General features: G+C 58.0%; 18 protein-coding genes. 5 read left to right on the top strand and 13 right to left on the bottom strand.

The window, feature by feature from the left end:
- Window positions 1-4: 4 nt before the first annotated feature.
- From QMG93_RS10815 to QMG93_RS10845, 7 genes are all read right to left on the bottom strand, one after another.
- Window positions 5-1,885, bottom strand: a complete 1,881-nt coding sequence (locus QMG93_RS10815; protein ID WP_281936206.1) for a PTS sugar transporter subunit IIA — start codon at window positions 1,883-1,885, stop codon at window positions 5-7.
- The gene (locus QMG93_RS10820; RefSeq protein ID WP_281936208.1) at window positions 1,882-4,008 is read right to left on the bottom strand and encodes a BglG family transcription antiterminator; all 2,127 of its coding nucleotides are present in this window, start codon (window positions 4,006-4,008) and stop codon (window positions 1,882-1,884) included. The genes QMG93_RS10815 and QMG93_RS10820 overlap by 4 nt, the downstream gene beginning before the upstream one ends.
- 41 nt (window positions 4,009-4,049) lie before the next feature.
- Window positions 4,050-5,057, bottom strand: coding sequence for a zinc-dependent alcohol dehydrogenase family protein (locus QMG93_RS10825; protein WP_281936210.1), 1,008 nt, complete (start codon window positions 5,055-5,057; stop codon window positions 4,050-4,052).
- A 30-nt stretch (window positions 5,058-5,087) separates the two neighbouring features.
- Entirely contained in the window at window positions 5,088-6,146 is a 1,059-nt protein-coding gene (locus QMG93_RS10830; RefSeq protein ID WP_281936212.1) for an NAD(P)-dependent alcohol dehydrogenase, read from the bottom strand.
- 54 nt (window positions 6,147-6,200) lie between these two features.
- Window positions 6,201-7,016: a carbohydrate ABC transporter permease gene (locus QMG93_RS10835; RefSeq protein WP_025849374.1), complete on the bottom strand. Its 816-nt coding sequence runs from the start codon at window positions 7,014-7,016 to the stop codon at window positions 6,201-6,203.
- On the bottom strand, window positions 7,013-7,951 hold the full coding sequence (locus QMG93_RS10840; RefSeq protein ID WP_281936214.1) for a carbohydrate ABC transporter permease: 939 nt from the start codon (window positions 7,949-7,951) through the stop codon (window positions 7,013-7,015). Before QMG93_RS10840 ends, QMG93_RS10835 begins: the two co-directional genes overlap by 4 nt.
- A 70-nt stretch (window positions 7,952-8,021) precedes the next feature.
- Complete coding sequence (locus tag QMG93_RS10845) at window positions 8,022-9,428, bottom strand: ABC transporter substrate-binding protein (protein WP_281936216.1); 1,407 nt, start codon at window positions 9,426-9,428, stop codon at window positions 8,022-8,024.
- Window positions 9,429-9,755: 327 nt separating this feature from the next.
- Here QMG93_RS10845 and QMG93_RS10850 point away from each other — a divergent pair, with 327 nt between their 5' ends.
- Window positions 9,756-11,408 carry an FAD-dependent monooxygenase gene (locus QMG93_RS10850; RefSeq protein WP_281936218.1) on the top strand — a complete coding sequence of 551 codons (1,653 nt, stop codon included), beginning with the start codon at window positions 9,756-9,758 and terminating at the stop codon, window positions 11,406-11,408.
- Between the two features lie 58 nt (window positions 11,409-11,466).
- Here the strand turns inward: QMG93_RS10850 and QMG93_RS10855 are convergent, their stop codons facing one another.
- The 6 genes from QMG93_RS10855 to QMG93_RS10880 all read right to left on the bottom strand — a co-directional run bounded on the left by QMG93_RS10855 (window position 11,467) and on the right by QMG93_RS10880 (window position 18,405).
- Window positions 11,467-13,512, bottom strand: coding sequence for a methyl-accepting chemotaxis protein (locus QMG93_RS10855; protein ID WP_281936220.1), 2,046 nt, complete (start codon window positions 13,510-13,512; stop codon window positions 11,467-11,469).
- Between the two features lie 283 nt (window positions 13,513-13,795).
- Window positions 13,796-15,316, bottom strand: coding sequence for a hypothetical protein (locus QMG93_RS10860; RefSeq protein ID WP_281936222.1), 1,521 nt, complete (start codon window positions 15,314-15,316; stop codon window positions 13,796-13,798).
- Window positions 15,317-15,386: 70 nt separating this feature from the next.
- Window positions 15,387-16,250 (bottom strand): alpha/beta fold hydrolase, encoded by an 864-nt coding sequence (locus QMG93_RS10865; RefSeq protein WP_281936224.1) that lies wholly within the window; start codon window positions 16,248-16,250, stop codon window positions 15,387-15,389.
- Window positions 16,247-16,867, bottom strand: a complete 621-nt coding sequence (locus tag QMG93_RS10870; RefSeq protein ID WP_281936226.1) for a TetR/AcrR family transcriptional regulator — start codon at window positions 16,865-16,867, stop codon at window positions 16,247-16,249. The genes QMG93_RS10865 and QMG93_RS10870 overlap by 4 nt, the downstream gene beginning before the upstream one ends.
- Before the next feature lies 1 nt (window position 16,868).
- Complete coding sequence (locus QMG93_RS10875) at window positions 16,869-18,098, bottom strand: serine hydrolase domain-containing protein (RefSeq protein WP_281936228.1); 1,230 nt, start codon at window positions 18,096-18,098, stop codon at window positions 16,869-16,871.
- A 220-nt stretch (window positions 18,099-18,318) separates the two neighbouring features.
- Window positions 18,319-18,405, bottom strand: a complete 87-nt coding sequence (locus tag QMG93_RS10880) for a putative holin-like toxin (protein ID WP_220388992.1) — start codon at window positions 18,403-18,405, stop codon at window positions 18,319-18,321.
- A 286-nt stretch (window positions 18,406-18,691) separates the two neighbouring features.
- Between QMG93_RS10880 and QMG93_RS10885 the strand changes: the two genes are divergently transcribed.
- The 4 genes from QMG93_RS10885 to QMG93_RS10900 all read left to right on the top strand — a co-directional run bounded on the left by QMG93_RS10885 (window position 18,692) and on the right by QMG93_RS10900 (window position 24,095).
- On the top strand, window positions 18,692-19,678 hold the full coding sequence (locus QMG93_RS10885; RefSeq protein WP_281936230.1) for a substrate-binding domain-containing protein: 987 nt from the start codon (window positions 18,692-18,694) through the stop codon (window positions 19,676-19,678).
- Window positions 19,675-21,129: a histidine kinase gene (locus QMG93_RS10890; RefSeq protein WP_281936232.1), complete on the top strand. Its 1,455-nt coding sequence runs from the start codon at window positions 19,675-19,677 to the stop codon at window positions 21,127-21,129. Before QMG93_RS10885 ends, QMG93_RS10890 begins: the two co-directional genes overlap by 4 nt.
- Window positions 21,104-22,450: a helix-turn-helix domain-containing protein gene (locus QMG93_RS10895; RefSeq protein ID WP_281936234.1), complete on the top strand. Its 1,347-nt coding sequence runs from the start codon at window positions 21,104-21,106 to the stop codon at window positions 22,448-22,450. The genes QMG93_RS10890 and QMG93_RS10895 overlap by 26 nt, the downstream gene beginning before the upstream one ends.
- Before the next feature lie 220 nt (window positions 22,451-22,670).
- Window positions 22,671-24,095 (top strand): sugar porter family MFS transporter, encoded by a 1,425-nt coding sequence (locus tag QMG93_RS10900; RefSeq protein WP_281936236.1) that lies wholly within the window; start codon window positions 22,671-22,673, stop codon window positions 24,093-24,095.
- The last annotated feature ends 10 nt before the right edge of the window (window positions 24,096-24,105 follow it).

Below are 24,105 nucleotides of genomic sequence, written 5' to 3' on the forward strand. Positions count from 1 at the left end.
CCTTTCATTCGTTCGTTTCGCTTGCCGGCTCCTGCAAAAAGGCGGAGACCCGACGGTGCATTTCCAGAGGACTTCCAGCGCGCACGAGAGCTTGGACGGTGTCCGGGTTCTCGATCATAAAAGCGATCTGCGAGACCAGCCCCATCTGCTGCTCCCCGCCGACCACCGCAATGAGCAAATAAGCCTTGCTCCCTTCGTCGAACGTCACCCCGTCCGGGTACTGGGCGATCACGATGCCCGGCTTCAGGATACCGGGATCGGCAGCCCCGACGCCGTGAGGCAGGGCGACGCCGTTGCCGATGAAGGTGGACAGCACCCGCTCCCGCTCGATCATCCGATCGATATAATCGTCGCGGACAAGCCCCAGCCGAACCAGCAAGCCGCCGACCTGGCGGATCGCCTCCCACTTGTCGGCTGCCTGCGCCCCGATCAGCACATGGTCCGGCGTAAACAACGTCCCGCTTTCACCGCTTTCCGGCTCGTTCGCGGAGCCCTGCAGTACCTCGCTGCGAAGGCGGTCGATCAGACTGTCGTAAAACGCGGCGTCGACGAAGGAGACCATCGACAGATGCTCCGGACGGGGTGCAGCTTCCTGCGCCCTCGCCGTCAGCATCGCTTGCGAGATGACCAGATCCGCATCCGCGGGAATGCCGTCTACGGAGCAGTTGCTTACCTCGACGGGCAGGCCGGCTTGCTTTATTTTTTTGCGCAGCAGCGCAGCCCCCATCGCACTGGAGCCCATGCCGGCGTCGCAGGCAAAATAAATTTTGCGGATCGTTTTCCGCTGTGGCTCTTCTTTCAATGAAACCTCGTCCTCGGATGATTTCTCGGATAGCTGATGAACCGTTGCCAAAGCCGCCGGATCGTCGAAAGCCGGCCCGCCCTTCCACGAAAGGATCAGGTAGCAGCCCGCAAAGCTGACCGCGGCGGAAGCCAGCACCCCGCCCAGCACCGGGAGGTGCATCCCTTTCGGAGCCATCAGCATGAGCGCGATGAAGCTTCCCGGAGAAGGGGTCGCGACCAATCCGGCGTGCAGCAGCACGAACACCCAATTGCCGGCCAGCCCCGCCGCGATTAACGGCACAATGACAAGCGGACGCATGAGCGCATACGGAAAATACACCTCGTGAATGCCGCCGACAAATTGAATGAGCAGCGACGAGCGGGCGTTGTCCCGCGGTTTATTTTTCAGCAGTATATAATAGGCCAGCAGCAGGCCGGCCCCGGGACCGGGGTTCGTTTCCAGCAAAAAGAACACGGATTGTCCGAATTCCTTCGTCTGCTGGATGCCCAGCGGCTCAAAAATGCCGTGATTCATCACATTGTTCAAAAACATCACCTTGCCCGGCTCCACCGCGAGCGCGACCCAAGGCAAATAGTTGGATTCCAGCACAAGCTTTGCCGCGCCATGAATGCCCTGCATGCCGAGGACGAACCAATAGGCCACCTCCGCATAGCAGAACAGGCACAGCACGACGCCGATCAAACCCGCAGCTACATTATAGCACAGCAACTCAAGCCCTACCGGAATGCGGTCCGTCAGCCACCGGTCCGTACGGGCAATGATCCATCCGGTCAGCGGTCCGACAAGCATGGCGGGCATCAGCATGCTGTAATCCGACGTGTTTCCGGCGATCATGCCGATCATGACGAAGGAGGCGATCACGCCGCCGCGGTGCGAGCCGATCATCCGCCCCCCGGTATAGGCGAACAGGAGCGGCAGAAAATATTTCAAAACGGGATTGATAATGTCCTGCACCGCCGGGTTCGGGAACCAGCCGCGCTCCCCGAACAGAACGCGGATCAGGCCCAGGCCGATCAGACCGGCGATATTTTGGAACACCAGATAGCTTAAAAAGCGGCCGATGCGATTAATCCGGTTCATTGCGTCCCCCGAAAATAGACGCCGGTTCGATTCATATATCCTTGCCCGATCACCGATTTCAGCTCCTTCTGCACCAAGTCGAAGGGAGCACCGGCCACCGTCTCGGCAAAGTCTTCCTCAATCAGCATCGCGCTGATCTCACCGATCATCTCGATATGCTCTTTCGGCGCGGATCGGGGAGCCAGCAGCAGCAGCACCGTCCGGACGTCGGCGTCCCGCCCGGGCGCCTGCCAGGAGAGAGGCTGCGCGAACCGCAGCACGCAAGCCATCAGCACCGGGACGGCCGTGCTGCGGCAGTGCAGCATCGCAAGCTTGCTTTCCTCCACGACGATGCCCCCGAGCTCTTCCCGTTGGAGCAAGTCGCTCTCCAGCTGCGGCACGGGAATGCCGGGTACGACCGAACCGGCAAAAGCGGCCGCCGCCGCAATGGCTTCCCTCTTCGACGCCACTTCGAGCCCGTCGGCAAAAAACAGGTGGTTCGTCAATTGAACGACGCCTTCGCCATAACGATTCACGGTCATTACGGTATCCTCGATTTCTGTATAAGCTTCACGGGCCGCGGTCCCGATGAGCGGCAGCCCGTGCAAATGCGTTTCGATCAGCTCAATATCGTCCTGCTCCAAAAACGAATTGACCACCACGACACGGTGCGTCTCATGCTCGAACGGCACAGTCGAGATGATCAGATCGACCGGCGCATGCTTGCGGATGGCTGCCTCCAACTGCAGCAAAGACACCGTATCGACGATATGAACGTGCGGAAAGCTTTTGCCGATCTGAGCGGCCAGCAGCCGGGAGGTGCCTATGCCGCTGCTGCAGGCGAGAAGCACGCGGAAGCGCTGCGGCGAGGTCGTTTTCGTCCGAACGACGGCCGCTCCGAAATGCATCGCCAGATAGCCGATTTCCTCTTCCGGCACTTCGGCCTCAAGTTCCTCTTGCAGGTACCGGGACGCCTTCGCCGCGGCCTCAAAAATATCCGGGTACGTCTCGCGAATATGGGCGAGCAGCGGGTTGCGGATTTCCATGTGCAGGCGAATCCGGTTGATCGCCGCCTCCAAATGCACCAGCAGCGCCTCGTACAGGGAGGGGTCGTTTTCCAGCGTGAGCTTGAGCTCGTTCTCTACGATTCGAATCATCCGGGCGGCGTAAGCCTCCACTCCCCGCTCCTGCGGCTCCCCGGCCGGCGCAAGTATGCGCTTTCCCTTCGCTCCGAGCAAATGCATCGTAATATAGCCGACTTCGCTTTCCGGGATGTCGATGTCCAGGCGGCCGCTCAGCTCTTCCGCCATCTGCTGCGCCCATTTGAACTCGCCTGCCGCCTTTAATTTGCCCAGCGCCTCGGCGTCGATCGAGATGTTTTCCCCGCTCTTGAGCCGCTGCACGGCCAGCGCAATGTGCACGACAAAGCCGACGTAGGCGCTGTCCGTCATCTCGTAGCCGCGCCGCATTTCGCTGCTGCGGACGATTTCCTCGATCTGGCCGATGATGCCGGGATCGATAAAATGCAGCAGGTGGTTGCGGATGGACAGCTCCAGCTTACGCTGGTTCGTAAACGATAGCGAATACGAGGACAGCATGTCCATCAGCTGCTCCTGCGACAAATGCTCATACAAGTGATCGATCATCGCGGCGCGGATGCTTTTCTCATCGGCTTCGATGTAGACACCCAGACCCGGCTTTCGCACCAGAGCGATCCGATGCTTCGCAAACCACGGCTCCAGCTTGTCCAGATCGTTGCTGACCGTCGCTTCCGTCACGTCCAGCTTGCTGCTGAAGTAAAAAAGCTTGACCGCTTCCCGCTTCGTCAGCAGCAGCCGGATCAGCAGATGCCTGCGTTCCTCCGGGGAAAAAATTTTGAGCGAAGGGCTGACGGATAGCTGCTGGAGCAGTTGCTTCCTGGCCGCGTCGCTTCCTTCGACGCTCAAGCCGACGCCCGTCTTTTTGATCAATGTGACGCCGAAAGGGACAAGCCTCCGGCTTATCCCTTCCAGTTCCCTTTGCATGGTACGTACGCTGAGCCCCAGCTCCCCCGCCATCTCCTTCAGCGTAACGGGAGCCGAAGCCTGCAAAAGCAGCGCCAACATTTGCTTCTGTCTGGAATTTAACGTTAAGCGCGGCTCCATGGCAACGTACCTCCTCCGTTCCTTCGTTGTCTTGAAATCGATTATATCACAATTTGCACCTTCATCAGATCGGGCGCTTTGGGCTTTTCCAGAAATTCGACCGTCTCTTCCAGCGTGATCGTCCGGGAAATGAGCGGACGGACGTCGATCCGGCCTTCCTTGAGCCAGTGAAATGCCGGGATAAACGTTTGGTTGATCGCCATCGAACCGAGCAGCGTCCAATCCTTGTTATACAGCTTGAACGGGTTGATCCGGATGCTCGCGCTCTCCGCGGTCACGCCGAATTGCAGGTACTTGCCGGTTGGCCCCAAGTAATTCAACGCTTGCTCGATCACCGCAGGAATACCGGTCACGTCCACCACCGCGTCGAATCCGTAAGGGTACGTCTCCTTGCCCAGCGCGGCTTCCAGGTTGCGGCTCAGCACACCCTTCGTCGCGCCGTAGCGCAAGGCCATATCGAGCTTTTCCTGCGCCACGTCGACGACGACCAGCTCCGACGCTCCCGCACGGGCCATCGCCTGAACGAGCTGCTGACCCATCGCGCCCGCGCCGAACAACAGCACGCGGCTGCCGACCTGCAATTGCAGCCGGTTCATGCCGTGCACGACACAGGCCAGCGGCTCGATGAACGCGCCTTCCTCGAACGACATCGTGTCCGGCAGCTTCACCACGTTGCCTGCCCGAACGGCCGCGTATTCGGCCATGCTGCCGTTCACCGTGTTGCCGAGCGCCTGCCAATTTTCGCATTGGTTGCTCCGGTGGGTCAGGCAAAATTCGCAGGCCCCGCAAAACAGCGACGGATCGGCGCTGACCCGGTCTCCCGGCTGCAGGCCGGTGACGCCTTCGCCCACCTCGTGCACGATGCCGGAAAACTCGTGTCCGGGAATAATCGGGTAAGGGGAAATAAATTCGCCCTCGAAAATATGAAAATCGGTTCCGCAAATCCCGACGTTTTTGACTTGAATCGTTACTTCGCCGCGCTTCGGCGCCGGATAAGGCACTTCCTTGACCACGGCCCGGCGCGGCCCTTCGATGACCAGAGCTTTCATGTTAAGCTTCCCCCATTCGGTTCCATTTCTTCATTCATTCTCATTCGGGTAAATCATGATTTTAATGCTCGTGTCCTTCTGCGTCCGCGCGGTTTCCACCGCTTCCCGAATCTGGCTAAGCGGAAACCGGTGCGTAATCGTCTTGCCGATGCTGTGCTCGCAGCGGCTGAGCAATTGAATCGCCGCCGGGTACGTATTCGCATAGCGGAACACGCCGTACACGTCCAGCTCCGCGTCGACTAGCGCTGGGATATCCAGCGGAATTGCGTCGCTCGTCGGCAGTCCGACCAGGACGATCCGCCCGCCCCGCTTCGCCAGCCCGATCGTATCGGCGATCGCTCGGGCGCTGCCGGACGTTTCGATGATGACGTCAACGCCCTCGCCGCCCGTTAAGCGGTCGAGCTGCTCCTTCACCGGCGCACCCGCCGGATCAAGCACTCCGGCCGCGCCCATCTCCAGCGCCAGCTCCCGGCGGCTTTCCATGACGTCGCTGCCGTAAATTTCGGTCACGCCGAACAGCTTGGCCGCTTCCAGCGCCAGCAGGCCGATCGGCCCGAGCCCGGTCACGAGCACGCGATCGGATGGCTTGACGCGCCCCCGGGTCATCGCGTGAATGCCGACGGACAGCGGCTCCAGCAGCGCCCCCTCCTCGAAGCTCATCGCCTCCGGCAGCTTGAACAGGAAGTCGCTGCGCACCGCGACGTAGTCCGCCCAAGCCCCGTCCACGGGCGGCGTCGCCATGAAGACGACGTCCGGGCACAGGTTATACCGGCCCGACTTGCAGTAATCGCACCGGCCGCACGTCACGCCCGGCTCCACGGCAACCCGGTCGCCGACCGCGACATTCGTCACCGCGCTGCCGACCTTCACCACCGTGCCGGCCACCTCGTGCCCGAGGATGATCGGCTGCTTGACCTCGTACCGGCCGATCCGGCCATGCTCGTAATAATGCACGTCTGAGCCGCAAATCCCGATGCAGTGCACCTGCACCAGCGCTTCGTCCGGACGCGGCTCGGGTACCGGCACGTCCTTGACTTCAATCGATAACGGGCGGTCCAGCACCGCCGCTTTCATCATTTGCTTTTGCATAGGGTTCTCCCTCTTCCGAATTTGGAAATTTATATATATCTTCTCGTCTGGCTCCTAGCCCTTCACCGCGCCCATCGTCAAGCCGCGGACCAACTGCCGCTGGGTAAACCAGCCCAGCACCAGCGCAGGAAGAACGGCCAGCGTAGCGACGGACGACATTTTGGCCCAGAACAGCCCTTCCTGCGTCATGAACGACGACATATAGACCGGCATCGTGGCCGCGTCCGTCGAGGTCAGGCTGACCCCGAAGAAAAACTCGTTCCAGACAAAGACGAGACAGAGCAGCGACGTCGAAACGATCCCCGGCCGGACCAGCGGCAGCGTAATTTTGAAAAAGCCCTGCAGTCCGGTCGCCCCGTCCACCTGATACGCCTCGATCGTCTCGTAAGGGATATCCTTGAAGAACGAGCGCATCATCCAGACGACCAGCGGTACGTTCATCGCCGTATACAGCACGATCAGCGCCGTTAACGAATCCAGCAAATGCAACTGCTTGAACACGAGATAAAGCGGAATGATGACGCCGACCGCCGGAAGCATTTTGGTCGAGATGAACCAGAACAAAATGTCGTCCGCCTTCTTGATCTTGAACATGGCTAGCGCATATGCGGCCGGCACGCCGAACGCGAGCGCAAAGATCGTGGAGACGATCGAGACGATCGCCGAGTGCCCCATGAACGAGCCCGCGCCCGAATCCCAGATCAGCCGGTAATTGTCCAAGGTCGGCTGGAACACGAGCGACGGCGGCATCGCCACGGCGTCCCCCTCCTGCTTGAACCCGGTAATCAACAGCCACAGTACGGGGGAAAAATAAATCAGCGCAAGCACATACGTTCCGGCCGTCAGCAGCATAGACAGCGGTCGTCTCATGACAATTCCCCTCCAAACGTTCTGCGCATAAACTTAAACAGCACGGTCATAAACACCGTCATCAGGATGACGATCATGACGCCGACCGCCGAAGCGCCGCCGATATCCCAGCCCTGGAACCCGATCCGGTACAGATAGAAAGGCAGGTTCGTCGACGCGTAGCCGGGGCCGCCCGCCGTCGTCACGTAAATTTCGCCGAACGTTCCCATAATAAAAATCAAGCCGAGCAGCAAAGCCACCTCTATATATCTCAACAGATGAGGAATAGTCACATGGAAAAATTGCTGAATCCGGTTGGCGCCGTCCAGGACGGAGGCTTCCATCAGATCGGGGGAAACCGACTGCAATCCGGCGAGCAGCACCAGCATGAAGAACGGAATCCACTGCCAGGCGACGACGAAAATAATCGTTTCCAGCGGATACTGTCCGAGCCAATCGACTGGAGGCAAGCCCAGCTTCGCAGCCAAATATGCGCTAAAGCCGAAATTCGGATTTAAAATGACGGTCTTCCATACGATGCCGGATACAGCCGGCATGATGAAGAAGGGCGAAACAAACAACGTGCGGATAATGCCCTTGCCAAAAAAGTCGCGGTTCAGCAGCAGCGCCAGCCCCATGCCGCCGACCAGACATAACGCCAAGCAAAGAATCGTCAGCAAAAACGTATTTTTCAACACTTCCCAAAAAGCCGCTTCGCCCAAAATCGCGACAAAATTGGACAGCCCCGTAAACGTAATGCCTTGATCCGGCCGCATCAGGTTCCACTGATGGACGCTCAAATACAGGGTGACGAGAAAAGGAATTTGCGTAATTAAAGCGACAAAAGCGATGCCCGGCCACAATAGCCCTTTTGCCGCGGCGGACGTATTGTCCGCCCGTCTGGCCTTCGCGGTATAAGGTTTCATATCGGCTTTACTCCATTCTACCGTGTTCATTCGCCTCTCCTCGCGTGATGTAGTGCGGGAAAAGGGAACGGACCGGCCGCTCCCCTTTCGCCGGATGAGTTTATTTCTTGTATCCGCCGCTGACGGCGACTTTTTCCGCTTTTTCCTGCGCCTTCTTCATTGCGTCCTCGACGCTGATGCTGCCGGTCAGCGCGGAGGCGATGTCTTGGCTGACCTCCGTGCCGAGCTGCTGGAACTCCGGAATGGACACGAATTGAATGCCTTGGTACGGCACCGGATCTTTGGCCGGCTTCTTGTAGTCCGCGGACATCATCGACTGCATCACGATGTCGGCAAACGGCGCGGCTTCCTTGTACTTCGGATTCTCGTACGTCGACTTGCGCGTGCCCGGAGGCGCGACGACCCAGCCTTCGCTTTCGCCGACTTTGGCGATGTATTCTTTGCTTGTCGCCCACGTCATGAACTTGAACGCTTCCGCTTTGTTTTTACTCGCCGCTTCGATCGCCAGGTTCCAGGACCACAGCCAGCCAGTGTTGTCTTTAGCAGCCGAAGGCGCTTTTACATAGCCGATTTTACCTACGACCTGAGAGTTTTTCGGATTGTTCAAAAATCCGGCCGCGACCGTCGCGTCATACCACATGGCCGCTTTTCCCGTCGACATCAGCGTGAGCGCTTCCGTAAAGCCGGTCGTCGTCGCTCCGGGCTGTCCCGCTTCCTTCAGCAGGTCCGCGTAAAACTTCACCGCTTTGACCGTTTCCGGGCTGTTCAGCTTCGCGTTCCAGTTCATGTCGTACCAGGAGCCGCCGAACGCATGGATGATCGAGTTGAGCGGCGCAAGCACCTCGCCCCAGCCCGGAAGTCCCCGCAGCACGATGCCCGGCACGTTGTTGGCGGCCTTTACTTTTTTGGCGATCTCCGCCACCTGCTCCCAGGTCGGATGCTCCGGCATCGTCACGTCGGCTTTCGCCAGCATGTCCTTGTTGTAATAGAGCATGCTGCTTTCGCCGTAGAAAGGAAGCGCATACAATTGTTTGTTGTAAGTCAAGCCGTCGCGGACAGCCGGAAAAATATCTTCCAGATCATATTTCGCTTTCGCATCGGCAGGCATGCTGTCGAAGTAGGACGTAAGCGGCTCGATCCATTTGTTTTTGGCCCAGATCGCCGCGTCGTAGTTGCCGATCGTCACAATATCGTATTTGCCCCCGCCCATGGAGACGTCGACCGTCACCTGCTTGCGAAGATCGTTTTCCGGCAGCACCGAAAACTTCACCGTGGTCCCGGTTTCTTTCTCGTAGTCTTTGGCCAGCTTTTGCATAATGGCCATATCAGGGTTGTTCACCGTCGCGATCGTCAGCGTCTTCTTGCCGCCGTCCGCAGCCGTCGCTTCACCGGTTGCGGCATCCTTGCCTTCTTTTCCCGGGGACGCCGGCGTCCCGCATGCCGTAAGCGCTACCAACGTGGACAAAGAAAGCAGTCCGAGCGATATTGTCCATTTCTTCAAGATCATTACCCCCTGTTCTGGTTAGGGACCTCTCACGGAGACTGCCTAGGGCAATCATGACAATTTTTAATTATGCGATCCCTTGAAGCTATTATAACGGGGGGAAAAATGTGATGTATATAACATCATACGGAAGTTTGACACCATCTCATTGATGCCAGGATTAAATAGTCCGGGGCTTAGGGATAAAAAAAGCCGGCGCCGATTACCATGGACGCCGACCAGCAGAGAAGAAAATGTAATTTATTTACACTGTATTTAAAAACGTGCAGTAAGCTTAAGCGCAGAACCATCTTTTACATTCAATCCCAATTGGGGAAAGGAGTCATTTTGATGACAACGTACAGCGTACCCGTGATTATCGTCGGAGGAGGCTTGGTCGGCTTGTCCGCCGCCTTGTTTCTAAACCGGCAGGGCATTTCTTATCTGTTGGCAGAAAGGCATTCCGGCACGTCCATCCATCCCCGATCCCGCGGCTTCAATCTGCGCACGATGGAGCTGTACCGGAATCTGGGTTTGGAGCAGCCGATCCGCGAGGCCGGCGCATCCTTGTCGAAAAGCAAGGGGATGTTTACGGCCGAAACGCTGGCCTCCGCCGAGCTGGATCTGCCCCAAAACGGCGTGCCTGAATCGACGCTTCGCCTTATGAACCCGTTCGTTCCGAACGACGACATCAGTCCTACGCGCGGCAACCGCTGCACGCAGGACGTCGTCGAGCCGCTCTTGCTGCAGGCTGCACGCGACCGCGGCGGCGATCTGCGCTTTTCGACGGAGCTCCGTTCCTTTCGGCAGGATATCGACGGAGTCACGGCCGAGCTGGTCGATCGGGCCACCGGAACGGCCTCAACCGTCAGAACCCGCTACCTGATCGCCGCCGACGGAGCGAAAAGCTCGGTCCGGCAAGCGCTAGGCATTTCCATGACGGATGAGTACTCGCACGGATTTCTGATCAATATCTACTTTCAGGCAGATCTCCGCGATGTGGTGCAGGGGCACGAATTCAGCATCTGCAACATCCTGCATCCGGAAGCGACCGGAATGCTCGTCGCCATTAACAACAGCGACCGCTGGTGCTTCCATGCCCCCTACGACCCGCAGAACGAATCGCCGGAGGATTATACGCCGGAACGGTGCAAGGATCTGTTAGCCAAAGCGCTCGGGTTCCCCGGCCTCGACATTCGAATCCTCAGCGTGCTGCCTTGGGAAGCCGCCGAAGGCGTAGCCGAGCGATTCCAAGCGGGTCGCGTGTTTCTCGCCGGAGACGCGGCGCACGTCATGCCTCCGACCGGAGGTTTCGGAGCGAATACCGGTGTGCAGGATGCGCACAACTTGGCTTGGAAGCTGGCGGCGGTGCTGCGCGGCCATGCGGGCCCCGGGCTGCTGGAAACGTATGAACACGAACGCCGGCCCGTCGCCCGGTTTACGGCGAAGCAGGCCGGCTTGATTGCGGCGAACAGCATGCTGTCCTTGTTCAAAGGGAGAACGGAGGGAACACTCGCCAACGTGCTCGTCACCGCCATGGGGTACCGTTACAAGTCGACCGCCGTACTTGCTAGCGACGAGTGCGAAGCGCCGCAAGACCAGCCGGAGTTTCACGCGGCTCCCGGCACCCGGGCCCCGCACGTCTGGGTCGGGCATCGGAGCGGCCGAATCTCCACGCTGGACTTGTTCGAACGGAGCTTCGTGCTTGTGGCCGGACCCGACGGGGCGCCGTGGCGTACAGCTGCCGAAACGGCCCGCGGACGTCTGGGGATCGGCATCGACTGCTATCTGCTCGGGCCGGATGGCGATCTGGCGGACCCCGACGGCCTCGGACAGCAGGCGTTCAGGCTGAGTCCCGGCGGGGCCGTGCTGGTCCGTCCGGACGGCTTTGTCGCTTGGCGAAGCGATGACGGCGGCACGGACGACTACGGACAGACGCTCGTTCTGGCTTTGATGCAGATTTTGAGCCGCGAGTCCGGCGGGCATCCAGCTCAGGACGCATGACGACGGTGGAAGGCTGTTGGCGCGAAATCGTTCGAATTCGCGAATCCCGCTCTGCGGGTCACACCTTAAACCGGGACATCAGTTCCCGAAGCTCCTCGACCATGAGCGTCAGCGATTCGGAGGAGGCGGCAATCTCCTCCATCGCCGCGAGCTGCTCCTCGCTGGAGGCGGCCACATGCTGCGCATTGGCCGCAGCCTCCCGTGCGATCCGGGACAGCTCCTGCGTCGTTGCGTTCACCTGCTCGGAGCTGGCGGACATTTGCTGGGAAGCGGCGGAAACCTCTTGGATTTGATCGTCCATCGCATGAATATGATGCAAAATGGCCTGGAACGCCTCGCCCGCTTGACCAACCAGGCGGGTCCCCCGCTCCATCTCCACGGCGCCCGTTTCCACCGAGGCGGCGGCCTCCGCGGCGAAGCCCCGGATTTGGCCGATCAGCTCTCCGACCTGCTCGGCGGATTGCTTGGTTTGCTCGGACAGCTTGCGGATCTCGTGGGCCACCACGGCAAACCCTTTGCCGTGCTCCCCGGCCCTAGCCGCTTCAATCCCCGCGTTCAGCGAGAGCAGATTCGTTTGGTTGCTGATCCCGGTGATCACTTCCATAATTTTGCCGATTTCCCGGGAGCGTGCGTTGAGCTGTCGGATGATATCGGCCGTCTGCTTGGCGTTCTCGTTCACGTGATTCATGCCGGCTACCGCTTCCTGAATTTTCTCGTTGCCCTCGGAAGCTTTCGCCGTCGTCTCTTCGGAGGAATCGCGGACTAAGGAAGACGACTCGGCGATGCGCTGAATCCCGAGCGTCAGTTCATCCATCGCCCGGACGGTTTCCTCCGCTCCCCGAAGCTGCACATCGGAACCCATCGCCACCTCCTGAATCGTCGTAGAAATGTTTTCCGCCACTTTGCTGGTCTGTTCGGCGCTGGCGGACAGCTGCTCGGAGGTGGACGCGGCATGCAGCGTATGCTCGGACACCTTATTCAGCATCTGTCTAAGCTCGCTGGTCGTCCGGTTAAAGTGCTCGGACATTTGCCCGAATTCGTCTCGGCTCGAGACTGTAATGTGATGCGTGAAATCCCCGGCCGCCAGCTTCTCGGACAGCTTGTTCAGCTTGGCGATTTGAACGGTAATCCCGCGGCTGTAGACCAGAATGACCGCCGCGATCAGCACAATCCCCGCCAGTCCGATCAGACAGAGCTTAAACAGCAGCTGCGTAAGCGGCTCCGTCAATTCCTTGTCCGGCATCACGACCGCGAGAATCCACTGCGTCCTTGGAATTTCTTTATAGAAAACATGATTCACGCCGTTTGCGCCTGCGTACGTCGTGTTCCCGTTTTTGTTTTGCAGCAGCTCTTGACCCAAACCGGCCAAGGCGGAGTCGGTGTCCTGCTGGAGCTTGGATTTCATGACTTTCCCCTGATCCGGGCCGGCCAAATAGGTGCCATCCTTATGCATAAGCAACGCCCAGCCCGTGGCCCCGACTTTCATGTCCGACACGGTCTTTTGCAGCGTGGATAGATCGATATCGCCCGTCACCACGCCGATAAACTGTTTCCCGGCATTATAGACGGGAGCCGACGCCGTCACCATGGACACCTTCGTTATTTCATCGTAATACGGATCGGTATAAACGGCAGCCTTTTGATTGACGCCGGCTTTGTACCAGTTTTTGCTCAAATAATCGTAGTTGGGATCGTTGTAGTCTTCCGTCGATTTGATGCTGTCCTTGTCCCGAAAGGCATACGTGGAGAAATATTTTGTTTTCGCGTTATAGGCGCCGGGTTCGAAAAAAATCCCGAGACCGAACGTCTCCCCGTTCACTTGCAAACCGCCCTTCGTCATGGACTGGTAATCCTGAAGCGTGAGCTTCGTATAGGTATCCGCGACTGAATGGGCGATCATCTCGGGCAGCCTCGTATGCGCAACGAGCCGGGTGTCGATATCGTTCGCGATGCTCTTCAATTGCTCGTTCATGCCATATTTGCTCTGGTCGAGAATGATCCCCTTGGCATAAACATAAGCGGCGACTAGGACGGCAGCAAACAAAACAAGCACAGCAGGCATAAACAAGAGGAACGTTTTGGCTTTGACGCTTCGAAGTCTCATGAAGGCAGCTCCCTTTCGGACGCAAAATTTAGAGGAATATGCTGAACATAATTCGACATATTTCGCCAAAACCCTCTGGCTCCCGCAAGTTTACAAAGCATTTATATTTTCGCCCAAGCAGCGGCTCAGCTCCCTCTATTCGGCCGGTCGATGAATCGCAAAAAGCCCCAGTCCGGATTGTGGGACTGGGGATGGAGCGGATCTTCTTATGCATCTTCCTAATCCGCCATAAAATACTTTCTTCGAACCGCATCGATATGCATCAACTCCAACGTCATGCTATTTATGGCGAGGCGAGCAGTTCAGTATCGTACCATCTGCCCGTTTTGTTATCCGAGTAGTTGAATATCGTATTGTTCTTTGTGCGTAGGAGGTAAAATTTGCGGTCGCTCCCCATATAGACACTCTTGTTCAGGCTCGGACGGTCCGGAGAACTCTCTTCCTTGGCCAATGCATCCAAAGCGTCGGCTTTGGAGACGTTGAAGCCGGTGTCCAGCCAGTAATACCCTTGCGTATCCTGAGGCGTAAAATTTCCGTCGTTGCTTATGCCGCTGCGGTAAATAAGCAGCTTTCCATCATCCGTTAACAAATCCTTCAGTCCCGGAGTCGATACGCCGGGCACCACAATACCCGATTCGCTCAGCGCCTCGTTCGCCAGACGGACGTTGCCCTTGGCGTCCAACAGCGCAATCCGTCGGGAGCCGGCCAGCAGCTTCCCGTGCATCAGATCGACACCGTTGGAAACCAGCCAGAAACTCCCGTCGTCATTTGCAATGATCCGATCCAGAGGCTGCTGCAGCTCCTTGATTTCCGATACCTCTTTCCGAAGAATCAGGAACGTGCGATATTCATATAATGAATGGCCGGTATTGTAAGCCGTGGTTTTTTCAACGGACACCAGCGTTATGCCGGAAGGCAGCTCAAAACGCGTACCCTTCAGTTCCCTGATTTCCGCCATGCCCGCTTCTCCCGGACTTACCGTAATCTGCTCCTTGGTCAGCAGACGCAGCCCTTGATAATACAGCCCGTCGTCCTTCGTCTCCAAAGAAACCGGTTCGCCTGCGTTCTTCCTCTCCAGCTCTTCGACGCGCTTTCGCTGCTCCCCCGTCTCTTCTTCGGTCATCCATACCGGCGTCTCTTCCAATGACTTTTTTACTTTCAGGCCGCCGCGGCCCGGTTCCGTAACAAGCTCGGGGTACATATACAAGTAATCCGTATCGTCGTAGTAAATCGCCCCGAGCACCTGTTGCTGTCCGCCGATGACGTTCAATCCTTTAGTATCATCCCATACGAGCTCCAGTCCCAGCATGTCGTGAGCGTATTTCCAAGTCAGCGGCAAATAAGTGACGTCGTTCCATTCCAGCAATGGAAACGGCTCGCTCCCGTTATCGATATAGCTGTTGCCTATCGTCACCGGGAAATCGGGCATGGTCGCCGTATACGCGCGATTTCGCGGGTTGGCCCCGGACAAGTCGGGGCGGAACGCCTCCTTTTTCCATCCGATAAAGCGTCCGCTTAATTGCCCTCCCCCTCTACCGAGCTGCAGCCCCTTTTCCTGATCAAAGGAAAGCGAGATGGCGAGCGCCCGGGTATATTCCCAGGTGAGCGGCAAATAAGTTATGTCCTTGTACACGAAAAAAGGGTATTTCAGCTTCGAATTATCCAGCGCCTGACCGTTGATGAGCACGGAAAAATCGGGGAGCCGCACTTTCTTGTCTCCAGAAGCCGCTTGAATCGCCGCGGGGAAACAAAGAAGCAGTATCGCCCATAGCGTCAGCCAGGCCAAAGGCTTTTTCCAGTTCATGGAACATCCTCCTTTTGACCATTAGACGCGAAGGCGTGCAAATGGTTGCTTAAGCAAGCACTGCACCCGCCTATATCTGATTTCCGCGCAAAAAAGCCAGCATCGCCTCGTCCGTCTCCTCCGCGCCCTTCCCGAGCCAAATCAAGTGGCCCCATGTATCCAACAGCCGAAGCTCCGACTGCGGAAGATGGCGATGCGCGTGAAATGCGTGCTCTAACGGGACGAGCCGGTCGTTTTTGCTGTGCAGTACGAGGGCCGGGCATCGTACTAGTTCCAGCTCCGACGGGACGATGTCCCCGGTCTGGGACAAATCGATGAAAAAGCCGTCGCCCGACCGCTGCCGGTTGTTCATCCGCCGGAACGCTTCCCAATCCCCCTCGCCGATCTTGGCGACGATTTCGCTACGGGACAGCATGCTGAACGAAGGCGCCATCTGCCGGAAAAGGAAGCGCGGAAACCGGTTGTTCAAGCGGCCGAGCAGCTTCCAGACCGCCTTTTCCGCAGGAGGAAGGAATAGCAGCCGCGCTACGCGATATTCCTTGTCCTGCGGAGTCAGCCAAGCCTTCGTCACCGCGCATTGCAGCGTGAACGTGCGGACACGATTAGGGAACAGCGAAGCGAAGCGAATGCCGCTCGGGCCGCCGGCCGAGACGGCCAGCAAATGCACTCCGCCAAGCTGCAGCCGGTCCAGCAAAGCATTGTACGCCCGGCAGGCCCGGGTCAAGCTCGACCCGAGCTCCTTGGAGGTGCCGCCGTACCCCGCCCGGGACGGAGTAATCAGGGAATAGCCCTGACGGATCAAGGCCTCGTAGCCAAACTCCTCGTAACAGTTGGAATGTCCGCCGTGCATTACAAGAATCGGCTCGCCCTCTCCTGCAACCGAGTATTCCAGTAGCTGGTCTTCAAAACGGCAAACGTCCACACGTCGGTTCATTGGCCTTCTCTCGTTCCATCGCCATCCGAAGCCGTCAGTCCGTTGACGACAAAACGGATCAGCAGTTCCACCACCCGCTCGTAGACGTCCCCGAGCTCGGCTTTATGCAACGAGACGAAGACGATCGCCCGAAGCAGCCCGGACACGACCTCATGCTCCAGCGGAAGCATAGCCCCTTGGCTCTGCCATTTCTCGAAGAGCCCCTGCGCGGCGCGGGTATCCTCCTCCGCATGCTGCTGCAGCGTTTCCTGCGGCAGCTTCCGGACGAGCTGCTCCCATTCGTCCTGCCGGAATACCCGCTGCAAAAAAGGATTCGCATCGATCGTCTCAAAGCTTGCTCGGAACAGCTCGTGGAGCAGGACTTTAGGCGGAAGCTCCGAGGACATCATATCCGCCAGCAGCCGGTCTTTGAAGCTTTCCTCCCGCTTGGCGATTTCGAAGTACAGCTCCTCTTTGGTGTTAAAAAAACTGTAGAACGAGCCCTTCGCGATGCCGCAAGCGGCCACGATATCGTCCAGGCTTGTCTTCTTCAAGCCGTACTGGACGAACAGTTCCTTTCCTTTAGATAACAAGCATTCGCGAATCGCTTCTTTTTCCTCTTTGCGAAATTTGGGCATCTTACTCTTCCTCCCCCATTGATTTCAGACAGTCGTATACCGCGCGGCGCACGGCATTTTCCCGCGGATTGCGGTCCATATACCCGCCGATCCGGTTCAAAACGTAGGCGTAGCCGATCCCATGATCGGGGTCCGCGAAGCAGAACGAGCCCCCCGCGCCGGGATGCCCGAACGCGTGCAGGCTGCTGCCGAACATCCGCTTGGGGATCGGCTTCCACAGCCCGAGCGAATAACCGAGGTCGACCCGGTTTACCCGGTCGAACCAGCCCGAGGCAGGCGGCTCCGCAGGCCGGCACAGCTCCTTCAGCGTAGAGGCAGCCAGCCCGAGCTTCTCCCCACCCGTAGCGAATTCGCCGTAAATCCGCGCCATGGCCCGGGCCTCGCCGATTCCGTTGCCTGACGGGAACTCGATTGACAGCATGTCCCGATCGTTGAAGTTCACGTTGGCCACCAGCCGTCTGCGGTCCACCATGCTGCGGGACGTAAGCGATCTCGGATTCAAAAATCCGGCGAACAGCGCCATCGGGATTTCATGAAGGTGAAACAATAAGTCCAAGGGACTATCGATCCCCCGGATCTTGGCGAGTCTCGAATCCGGCACCTCGTCCGGCAAGCCGATGTAAAATTCCGCTTGCAGCGGCGCGCAGATTTCCTCCTGCAGCTGCCGCCCGAGGCTTCGGCCCCGGGGATCGGTCCGCCTCAGCAGCTCCCCGATAAACCAGCCGATCGTCCACGTATGATAGCCGTGCGCCGAGCCCGGCTCCCATTCCGGCTTCATCTCCGCCAGCTTGCCTGCGACGTTCGCCGTATCCAAATCGGCGTACCGGCGGAGCTCCAGCCCATCCAGCGCGCACAAGCCGGCCTGATGAGACAGCAGCTGCCGGATCGTGATCCGCTCCTTCCCGTGCTTCCCGAATTCCGGCCAATACCGCGCTACCGGGTCGTCGTAACCAAACCACCCCCGCGAATGAGCCACGGCGGCACACAGCGCCGCGAACCCTTTCGTGCTGGAAAACACGGGAACCATCGTATGCTCCTCCCACGGAATCCGCCGTACCGGGTCCGCGTATCCGCCCCACAGGTCAACCCCCTTCTCGCCTCGCCAATAGACGGCGCACGCGGCACCGGTTTCCCCAAGCCACTCGAAATTGCGCACAAAAGCCTCTTTTACACCCTCAAAACCCCACTTAACCGTTCCGCCGACGAGGGTGGACTTCTTCGATCGTATCATGATAATGTCGCCTCTTATTTATTTTATATGACTAAAATATAATTTATAGTCATATAAATAGCAATAAAAAAAGCTTCTTACCGAAGCCCATTCAACAGAAATCGAATTCTCTCCTCAAAAAAGATGAGTCAGATCGGATGATCCAACTCATTAATCAACTTGTAATTGGCGGATGTTTCTCAGTCAGTATGGTTTCACACCAAAACAAGAACCAAGCGGATTATTTCCTCTTTTCAATATAACCCAACAATGTAATTATAAACATTCCGAACGCGAAGAGAACAGAAAGAGCCTGAAATAAATCCATTTAACAGCCTCCTCCTTTCGAAGAGCTGCTCCACCATCTTACAAGTTGTACTTTAAATTTAGCCCAAAATGGTTAAAACTGGTAGAACATTAAGAACTATTTTTGAACTTTTTGTTTCAACATTTTTCGCTAGCGAATGTTGGCTTGTCAGGGAATACTAGGTGCAAGCTTGACGAACCGTCGGGAATGACAAGCTTGCAAATTCCGGGTAGTCCTACGTTTACTCCCGGGAAGCCGTCACGTATAATGAGCCTATATTTCAACGCGGAATATAAGGAGCGTCCGCATGTCAAACCGAAAATGGAATTTGGGACTTCTTCTCCTCTTTGCCGTCTTTGCTTGCCTGCTGCTGCAATTTGTGTTCTCTACCCTGCGCATTAGGGAACTGGTCCGGCCGCTCGAATCCGGTCCCCCGGACGGAGACCGCCCCCGCCATATCGTCCTGATCCCTCAGGAGCTGGATAACCCGTATTGGCGGTCTATCGAGCAAGGCGCCCGCGAGGCGGCCCGGGAGTACGGCATGGAGCTGGACTATACCGGACCGTTCCGCATCAACCCGACCGAACAGTCCAGGCTGCTGGAAAAAGCGATCGCAGCCAAAGCCGATGCGATTCTGCTTCAGGGCATCGGCGACCCGCAGTACCGAGCACTGATCGACAAAGCGGCCGACCGCGGCATTCCCGTGATCGCCGTCGATACGGACGAGCCGGAAAGCCGGCGGTTGGCTTATGTCGGCACGGACAGTACGGAAGCGGGAAAACGGATGGGCGAGCTTGTGGCGCAGGCGTCGGGAGGCTCGGGAACGATCGGCGTTCTGATCGGAAGCGAAGCGCCCAATCAACGTCTGCGGCTCGAAGGCTTCCGTTCGGTAATCGGCCGTTATCCGAAGCTAGAAATCACCGAGGTGCGCTCGTCGAACATTTCGCGCCTGCAAGCGGCCGAGCAAGCGGCAGCCATGCTGAGCGCACAGCCCCGGACCGGCTATCTCGTCGGGTTCAGCGCCCTGGACGGCCCGGGAATGCTGGAAGCCGCAGGGCGCGTCCGGCCGCAAGGGCTGCGCATTTTCGCGTTCGATGACCTGCCGGAAACGACGGAAGGCATCCGGCAATGCAAGCTTGCCGCTACGATCGTCCAACAGCCGCGTCAAATGGGCTTTGATGCCGTAGCGCTGCTGCACGATTATTTTCAAGGAAAAACGCCACAGCCGCAGCACTATACCGCTACGTCCGTGCTCGACCGCAGCGCCTTGGGGATCGGGGGAAGCTGCCCGTGACAATCCGTAAAAAGCTGCTGCTGTTTATTCCCCTGCTCGTGCTGCTTGTCAACTCGGTCACGTTCTTTTTATTCCAAAGCGGAAAAGTCGTGCAGCAAAGCTACGATCTGATGATGAACCGGATTCTGCTGTACAAGCAGTCCGCTCAGGCGGCGGAGGATCATCTCAAAACGCTCTATGCGTATTTGCTGAACCCGGGCGAAGACCGGAAAACGGAACTCGACCGGGAGCGGACCAAGCTGCTGGAGCTGCGGGCTGCGCTCGCCGGGGTGAGCGGCGCGTCTCCCCATACGTCGGAGCTGACCGGCTACCTCCATCTGCTCGATACGCAGATGGAGCAGGCGCTCACCGCTCTGCCCGGCGCTGCCCCGGCCCGTTATGAGGAAGCGGAGACGACGACCCGGTTTATCCGCGAGGAAGAGCAGCATCTCGTCGATCTGGAGCTGAGCACGTATCAGCCGGTCTACAAGCAAATCCAGGCGGAAAACGACCGCATGAACCGGCTGGCCGCAGCCGTATTCGTCGTCAATACGCTGCTCAGCGTCGTGGTCGCGGTCTGGATTTCCCGCAGCGTTACGGGACCAGTCAACCGGCTGGTCGAGATGGCCGGGCAAATTTCCCGGGGAAATCTGAATCCGGAGCCTCCGCCGCTGCAATCGGAGGATGAGCTGGGCATTTTATCGGATGCCTTCAAACGGATGCTGGCCGACCTCAAGCTTTTGATCGAGAAGGATAAAGAACGGCTGGAGATGGGCCGGCTGGTGAAGGAGCTGGAGCTTCAGGCGCTGCAAAGCCAGATTCATCCCCATTTTCTATTCAATACGCTCAATGCGCTTTCCAAGCTGGCGCTGCTGGAAGGCGCGGAGCGGACAAGCGACCTGATCGTGTCGATGTCGAACCTGCTGCGCTACAATTTGCGCAAGCTGGACCGGCCGGTGACGCTGCGTGAAGAGCTGGAGCACGTCCGGGAGTACGTGACGATCCAGAAGGCCCGCTTCCGCGACCGCTTCCGGTTCGAGACGGACATCGACGAGTCCGCGCTGCAGGAGCCCGTCCCGGCGCTGACGCTTCAGCCGATCGTGGAGAATGCGTTCGTGCACGGCATCGAACGGATGGAGCATGGCGCTGTGATCCGCCTGACGGTCCGCAGCGAGCCGGAGCACGTGCGTCTGACCGTCTCGGACAACGGCCACGGCATGAGCGAGGAAGTCCGGCAAGCCTTGCTGAGACTGGAGGACGACAACGGCGCAAGACCCGAGCAAGGCGCGGCAAAAAAGGAATCCACCGGGCTCGGAACGCGCAACGTGTTCAAGCGGCTGCAGCTGTTTTTCGGGCGTAGCGATCTGGTAGACATCGATAGCAAACCGGGAGAGGGAACGACGGTGACGATCCGGATTCCCCGCAGAAAGGAGGGCAAGACGGCGTATGTACCGGTTGATGATCGCAGATGACGAAGCGCTGGAGCGCGAAGGGCTGGAATGGATCGTCCGGCGCGCGATGCCGGATACGTTCCGGGTCGTTCATGCCGAGAACGGACGGAGAGCCATTGAGCTGGCGGAGGAGCATCGTCCGCATATTATTTTGATGGATGTCAATATGCCCGGCATTCAGGGCTTGGCCGCTTTGCGCGAAATCAAAGAGCGGCTGCCCGACGCGAAGCTGGTCGTGGTCACGGCCTACGACTATTTTGCTTATGCCAAGGAAGCCTTGTCGCTCGGCGTAAAGGAATATATTGTGAAGCCGGCGAAGCGGGAGCAAATCGTCCGCATTTTGCAGCAGCTCGTGGAGGAACTGGAACGGGAGAAGCGCAAACGGACGGAAGAATTGGAGCTCCGGGACAAAATGTCTCAGCAGCTCCCTTTGATGGAAAACGAGTTGGCCCTGATGTTCATGGTCGACCAAGTGCTGGACGCCGGTGCCGGGCAACTGTCCGAATGGCTCGGCTTCCCTCTTGATCAAGGCTGCGCGATGGTCGTCGCTTTTCCGGAGCTGGCTTTCATACCGGATAAGAAGAAAATTTACGACCTTATCCGCAGCTTCGTCAAGGCGCAGGGGGAGCCATGCATTGTGAGCTCGCTAATCGACCGCCACATAGCAATTTTCGTACGCAAGAAGCCGGAAGAAGCCTCGGAGGCCGCATGGAAGGACAAAATCAGGCGGTGCGGAGAAAAGCTGTGCGAATTAACCGAGCGGCAGCTCGAATTGGCGGTATCGGTCGGCATCGGGTCGGTCCATAAGGAAGCAGCAGGGCTACGCACCTCGTATTTCGAGGCCGTTTTTGCCTCCACCTATTTCGAGCAGGGCGGCAAAGTATGCCTCTTCGACGAGCTGAAAGAAGACAAGACGGGTGTGCTCCAAGAGCCCGAAGCAAGGTCCGCCCACAGAGAAACGGCGCGGCAGTCGTACGTAATCTCGGCGCTGCAGCGCATTCGGGAGGAACGCGAGCGGCAGACGGTCACCGTCCTCGACAAAGCCAAGGGCTATATTCAAGAGCGGTTTGCCGAAGAGCTGTCGCTGGAGGAAGTGGCGGATTATGTCCACCTGAATCCCCACTATTTCAGTAAAATTTTCAAGCAGCAGGTGGGCGAGACGTTTATCGACTTTGTGACGAACCTGCGGATCGGCAGAGCCAAGGAGCTGATGGCCTCGACGGATTTAAGCCTGAAGGAAGTGTGCTTCGAGGTAGGGTATAAAGACCCAAACTATTTCAGCCGCGTGTTCAAAAAAGTGACCGGCGTGACGCCAACCGACTACCGGGGCCAAACGAAATAAACGAATCATGCGGATGTCCATGCTCTCTTAAGAAGGCATGGACTTTTTTGCGTTCGGAGAACAAGAAAATGCTAGCCCGCGCCGGGCAGATTTCGAAGCAAGGGATTTCCGAATTAAATGCGGGAATAGCACAAATAAGTGCGGGTAATTAGAGGTAAGACGCGCAGATTCACGTGCTATAATGAACCCACTTCCGGATTCACGGAAAGGAGAATGTATTATGAGTACCATTCCCACCACGCAAAACGGACAAGTCAGCATGAAGTTCGTTACGCTTGTTTCTATCGTTGCCGCATTGGGCGGCTTATTGTTCGGTTTTGATACGGCTGTCGTTTCGGGCGCAATTGGTTTCATGAAGCAGCGCTTCGATTTGAACGAACTGGAGGTCGGCTGGGCCGTCTCCAGCCTGATTATTGGCTGCATTGCCGGGGCCGCCGTTTCCGGTATGCTGAGCGACAGGTTCGGCCGGAAAAAGGTGCTGATTGCCGCGGCGGCGCTATTCATTATCGGCTCGGTCGGCTCCGCTGTCCCGGATACGTTCACCGGCTACATTATTGCCCGGATGATCGGTGGAATCGGGATCGGCATCACCTCTACCTTGTGCCCGCTGTATAACGCAGAAATCGCTCCGGCCCGGTACCGCGGCCGTCTGGTCGCGCTGAACCAGTTTGCCACCGTGACCGGTATTTTCCTCGTTTACTTTGTCAACTCGGGCATTGCCGGCTACGCTGATGACGCCTGGAATATCGCGACCGGCTGGCGCTGGATGTTCGGCGTTGGAGTGGTTCCGGGGGTGCTGTTCCTGGTGCTGCTGTTTTTCGTCCCGGAAAGCCCCCGCTGGCTGATCAAGCAGGGAAGACCGGTCGAAGCGCTGCCGATTCTGCTCAAGATTCACGGCGACGATCTGGCCCGGCAGGAAGTGCTCGACATCAAGGAATCGTTCAAGCAGGAAAACGCCTCGCTCCGCCAGCTGTTCAGCCCCGGGCTGCGCACCGCTTTACTCGTCGGCGTGGTGCTGGCCGTGCTGCAGCAGGTGACGGGAATTAACGCCATCATGTATTATGCCCCGGAAATTTTCAAAGAAACCGGAGCCGGGACGAACGCTTCGCTGGTCCAAACCATTTTGGTCGGACTGATCAACTTCCTGTTCACGATTTTGGCTCTGTGGCTGATCGATAAAGCGGGGCGCAAAGCGCTGCTGCTGGTCGGCTCGGCCTTGATGACCGTCTCTCTGCTGGTTATCGGCATCGCATTCCATAGCGGGCAGACATCGGGTCCGCTGGTGCTGGTCTTTATTTTGGTCTATGTCGCCGCCTTCGCCATATCGCTCGGTCCGGTCGTCTGGGTGCTGCTGTCCGAAATATTCCCGAACCGCATCCGCGGCCGGGCGACGGCGATCGCTTCCATGTCGCTCTGGGCGGCCGACTATATCGTATCCCAGTCGTTCCCGCCGATGCTGAATACCGCGGGGCCTGCGATGACCTTCTGGATTTTTGGCGCGCTGTCGCTTGTTACCTTCCTGTTCACGTGGCGCGTCGTGCCCGAGACGAAAGGCAAATCGCTGGAGGAAATCGAAGCCGTCTGGTCAGCCAAAGCGAAAGCCGAAACGGGCGACCAACCGACTCTGGCTGCAGCGGTCGATTAAGGGCATTGCA

This window comes from Paenibacillus tyrphae (assembly GCF_027925525.1).
Taxonomy (GTDB): domain Bacteria; phylum Bacillota; class Bacilli; order Paenibacillales; family NBRC-103111; genus Paenibacillus_G; species Paenibacillus_G tyrfis_B.

What these genes read in the sequence shown, in the direction of transcription:
- QMG93_RS10870 (WP_281936226.1), bottom strand. Translation starts at nt 16,867, where the DNA reads ATGCCCAAATTTCGCAAAGAGGAAAAAGAAGCGATTCGCGAATGCTTG.
- QMG93_RS10895 (WP_281936234.1), top strand. Translation starts at nt 21,104, where the DNA reads ATGTACCGGTTGATGATCGCAGATGACGAAGCGCTGGAGCGCGAAGGG.
- QMG93_RS10885 (WP_281936230.1), top strand. Translation starts at nt 18,692, where the DNA reads ATGTCAAACCGAAAATGGAATTTGGGACTTCTTCTCCTCTTTGCCGTC.
- QMG93_RS10845 (WP_281936216.1), bottom strand. Translation starts at nt 9,428, where the DNA reads ATGATCTTGAAGAAATGGACAATATCGCTCGGACTGCTTTCTTTGTCC.
- QMG93_RS10850 (WP_281936218.1), top strand. Translation starts at nt 9,756, where the DNA reads ATGACAACGTACAGCGTACCCGTGATTATCGTCGGAGGAGGCTTGGTC.
- QMG93_RS10875 (WP_281936228.1), bottom strand. Translation starts at nt 18,098, where the DNA reads ATGATACGATCGAAGAAGTCCACCCTCGTCGGCGGAACGGTTAAGTGG.
- QMG93_RS10825 (WP_281936210.1), bottom strand. Translation starts at nt 5,057, where the DNA reads ATGAAAGCTCTGGTCATCGAAGGGCCGCGCCGGGCCGTGGTCAAGGAA.
- QMG93_RS10855 (WP_281936220.1), bottom strand. Translation starts at nt 13,512, where the DNA reads ATGAGACTTCGAAGCGTCAAAGCCAAAACGTTCCTCTTGTTTATGCCT.
- QMG93_RS10820 (WP_281936208.1), bottom strand. Translation starts at nt 4,008, where the DNA reads ATGGAGCCGCGCTTAACGTTAAATTCCAGACAGAAGCAAATGTTGGCG.
- QMG93_RS10880 (WP_220388992.1), bottom strand. Translation starts at nt 18,405, where the DNA reads ATGGATTTATTTCAGGCTCTTTCTGTTCTCTTCGCGTTCGGAATGTTT.
- QMG93_RS10835 (WP_025849374.1), bottom strand. Translation starts at nt 7,016, where the DNA reads ATGAGACGACCGCTGTCTATGCTGCTGACGGCCGGAACGTATGTGCTT.
- QMG93_RS10815 (WP_281936206.1), bottom strand. Translation starts at nt 1,885, where the DNA reads ATGAACCGGATTAATCGCATCGGCCGCTTTTTAAGCTATCTGGTGTTC.
- QMG93_RS10900 (WP_281936236.1), top strand. Translation starts at nt 22,671, where the DNA reads ATGAGTACCATTCCCACCACGCAAAACGGACAAGTCAGCATGAAGTTC.
- QMG93_RS10830 (WP_281936212.1), bottom strand. Translation starts at nt 6,146, where the DNA reads ATGCAAAAGCAAATGATGAAAGCGGCGGTGCTGGACCGCCCGTTATCG.
- QMG93_RS10840 (WP_281936214.1), bottom strand. Translation starts at nt 7,951, where the DNA reads ATGAACACGGTAGAATGGAGTAAAGCCGATATGAAACCTTATACCGCG.
- QMG93_RS10860 (WP_281936222.1), bottom strand. Translation starts at nt 15,316, where the DNA reads ATGAACTGGAAAAAGCCTTTGGCCTGGCTGACGCTATGGGCGATACTG.
- QMG93_RS10865 (WP_281936224.1), bottom strand. Translation starts at nt 16,250, where the DNA reads ATGAACCGACGTGTGGACGTTTGCCGTTTTGAAGACCAGCTACTGGAA.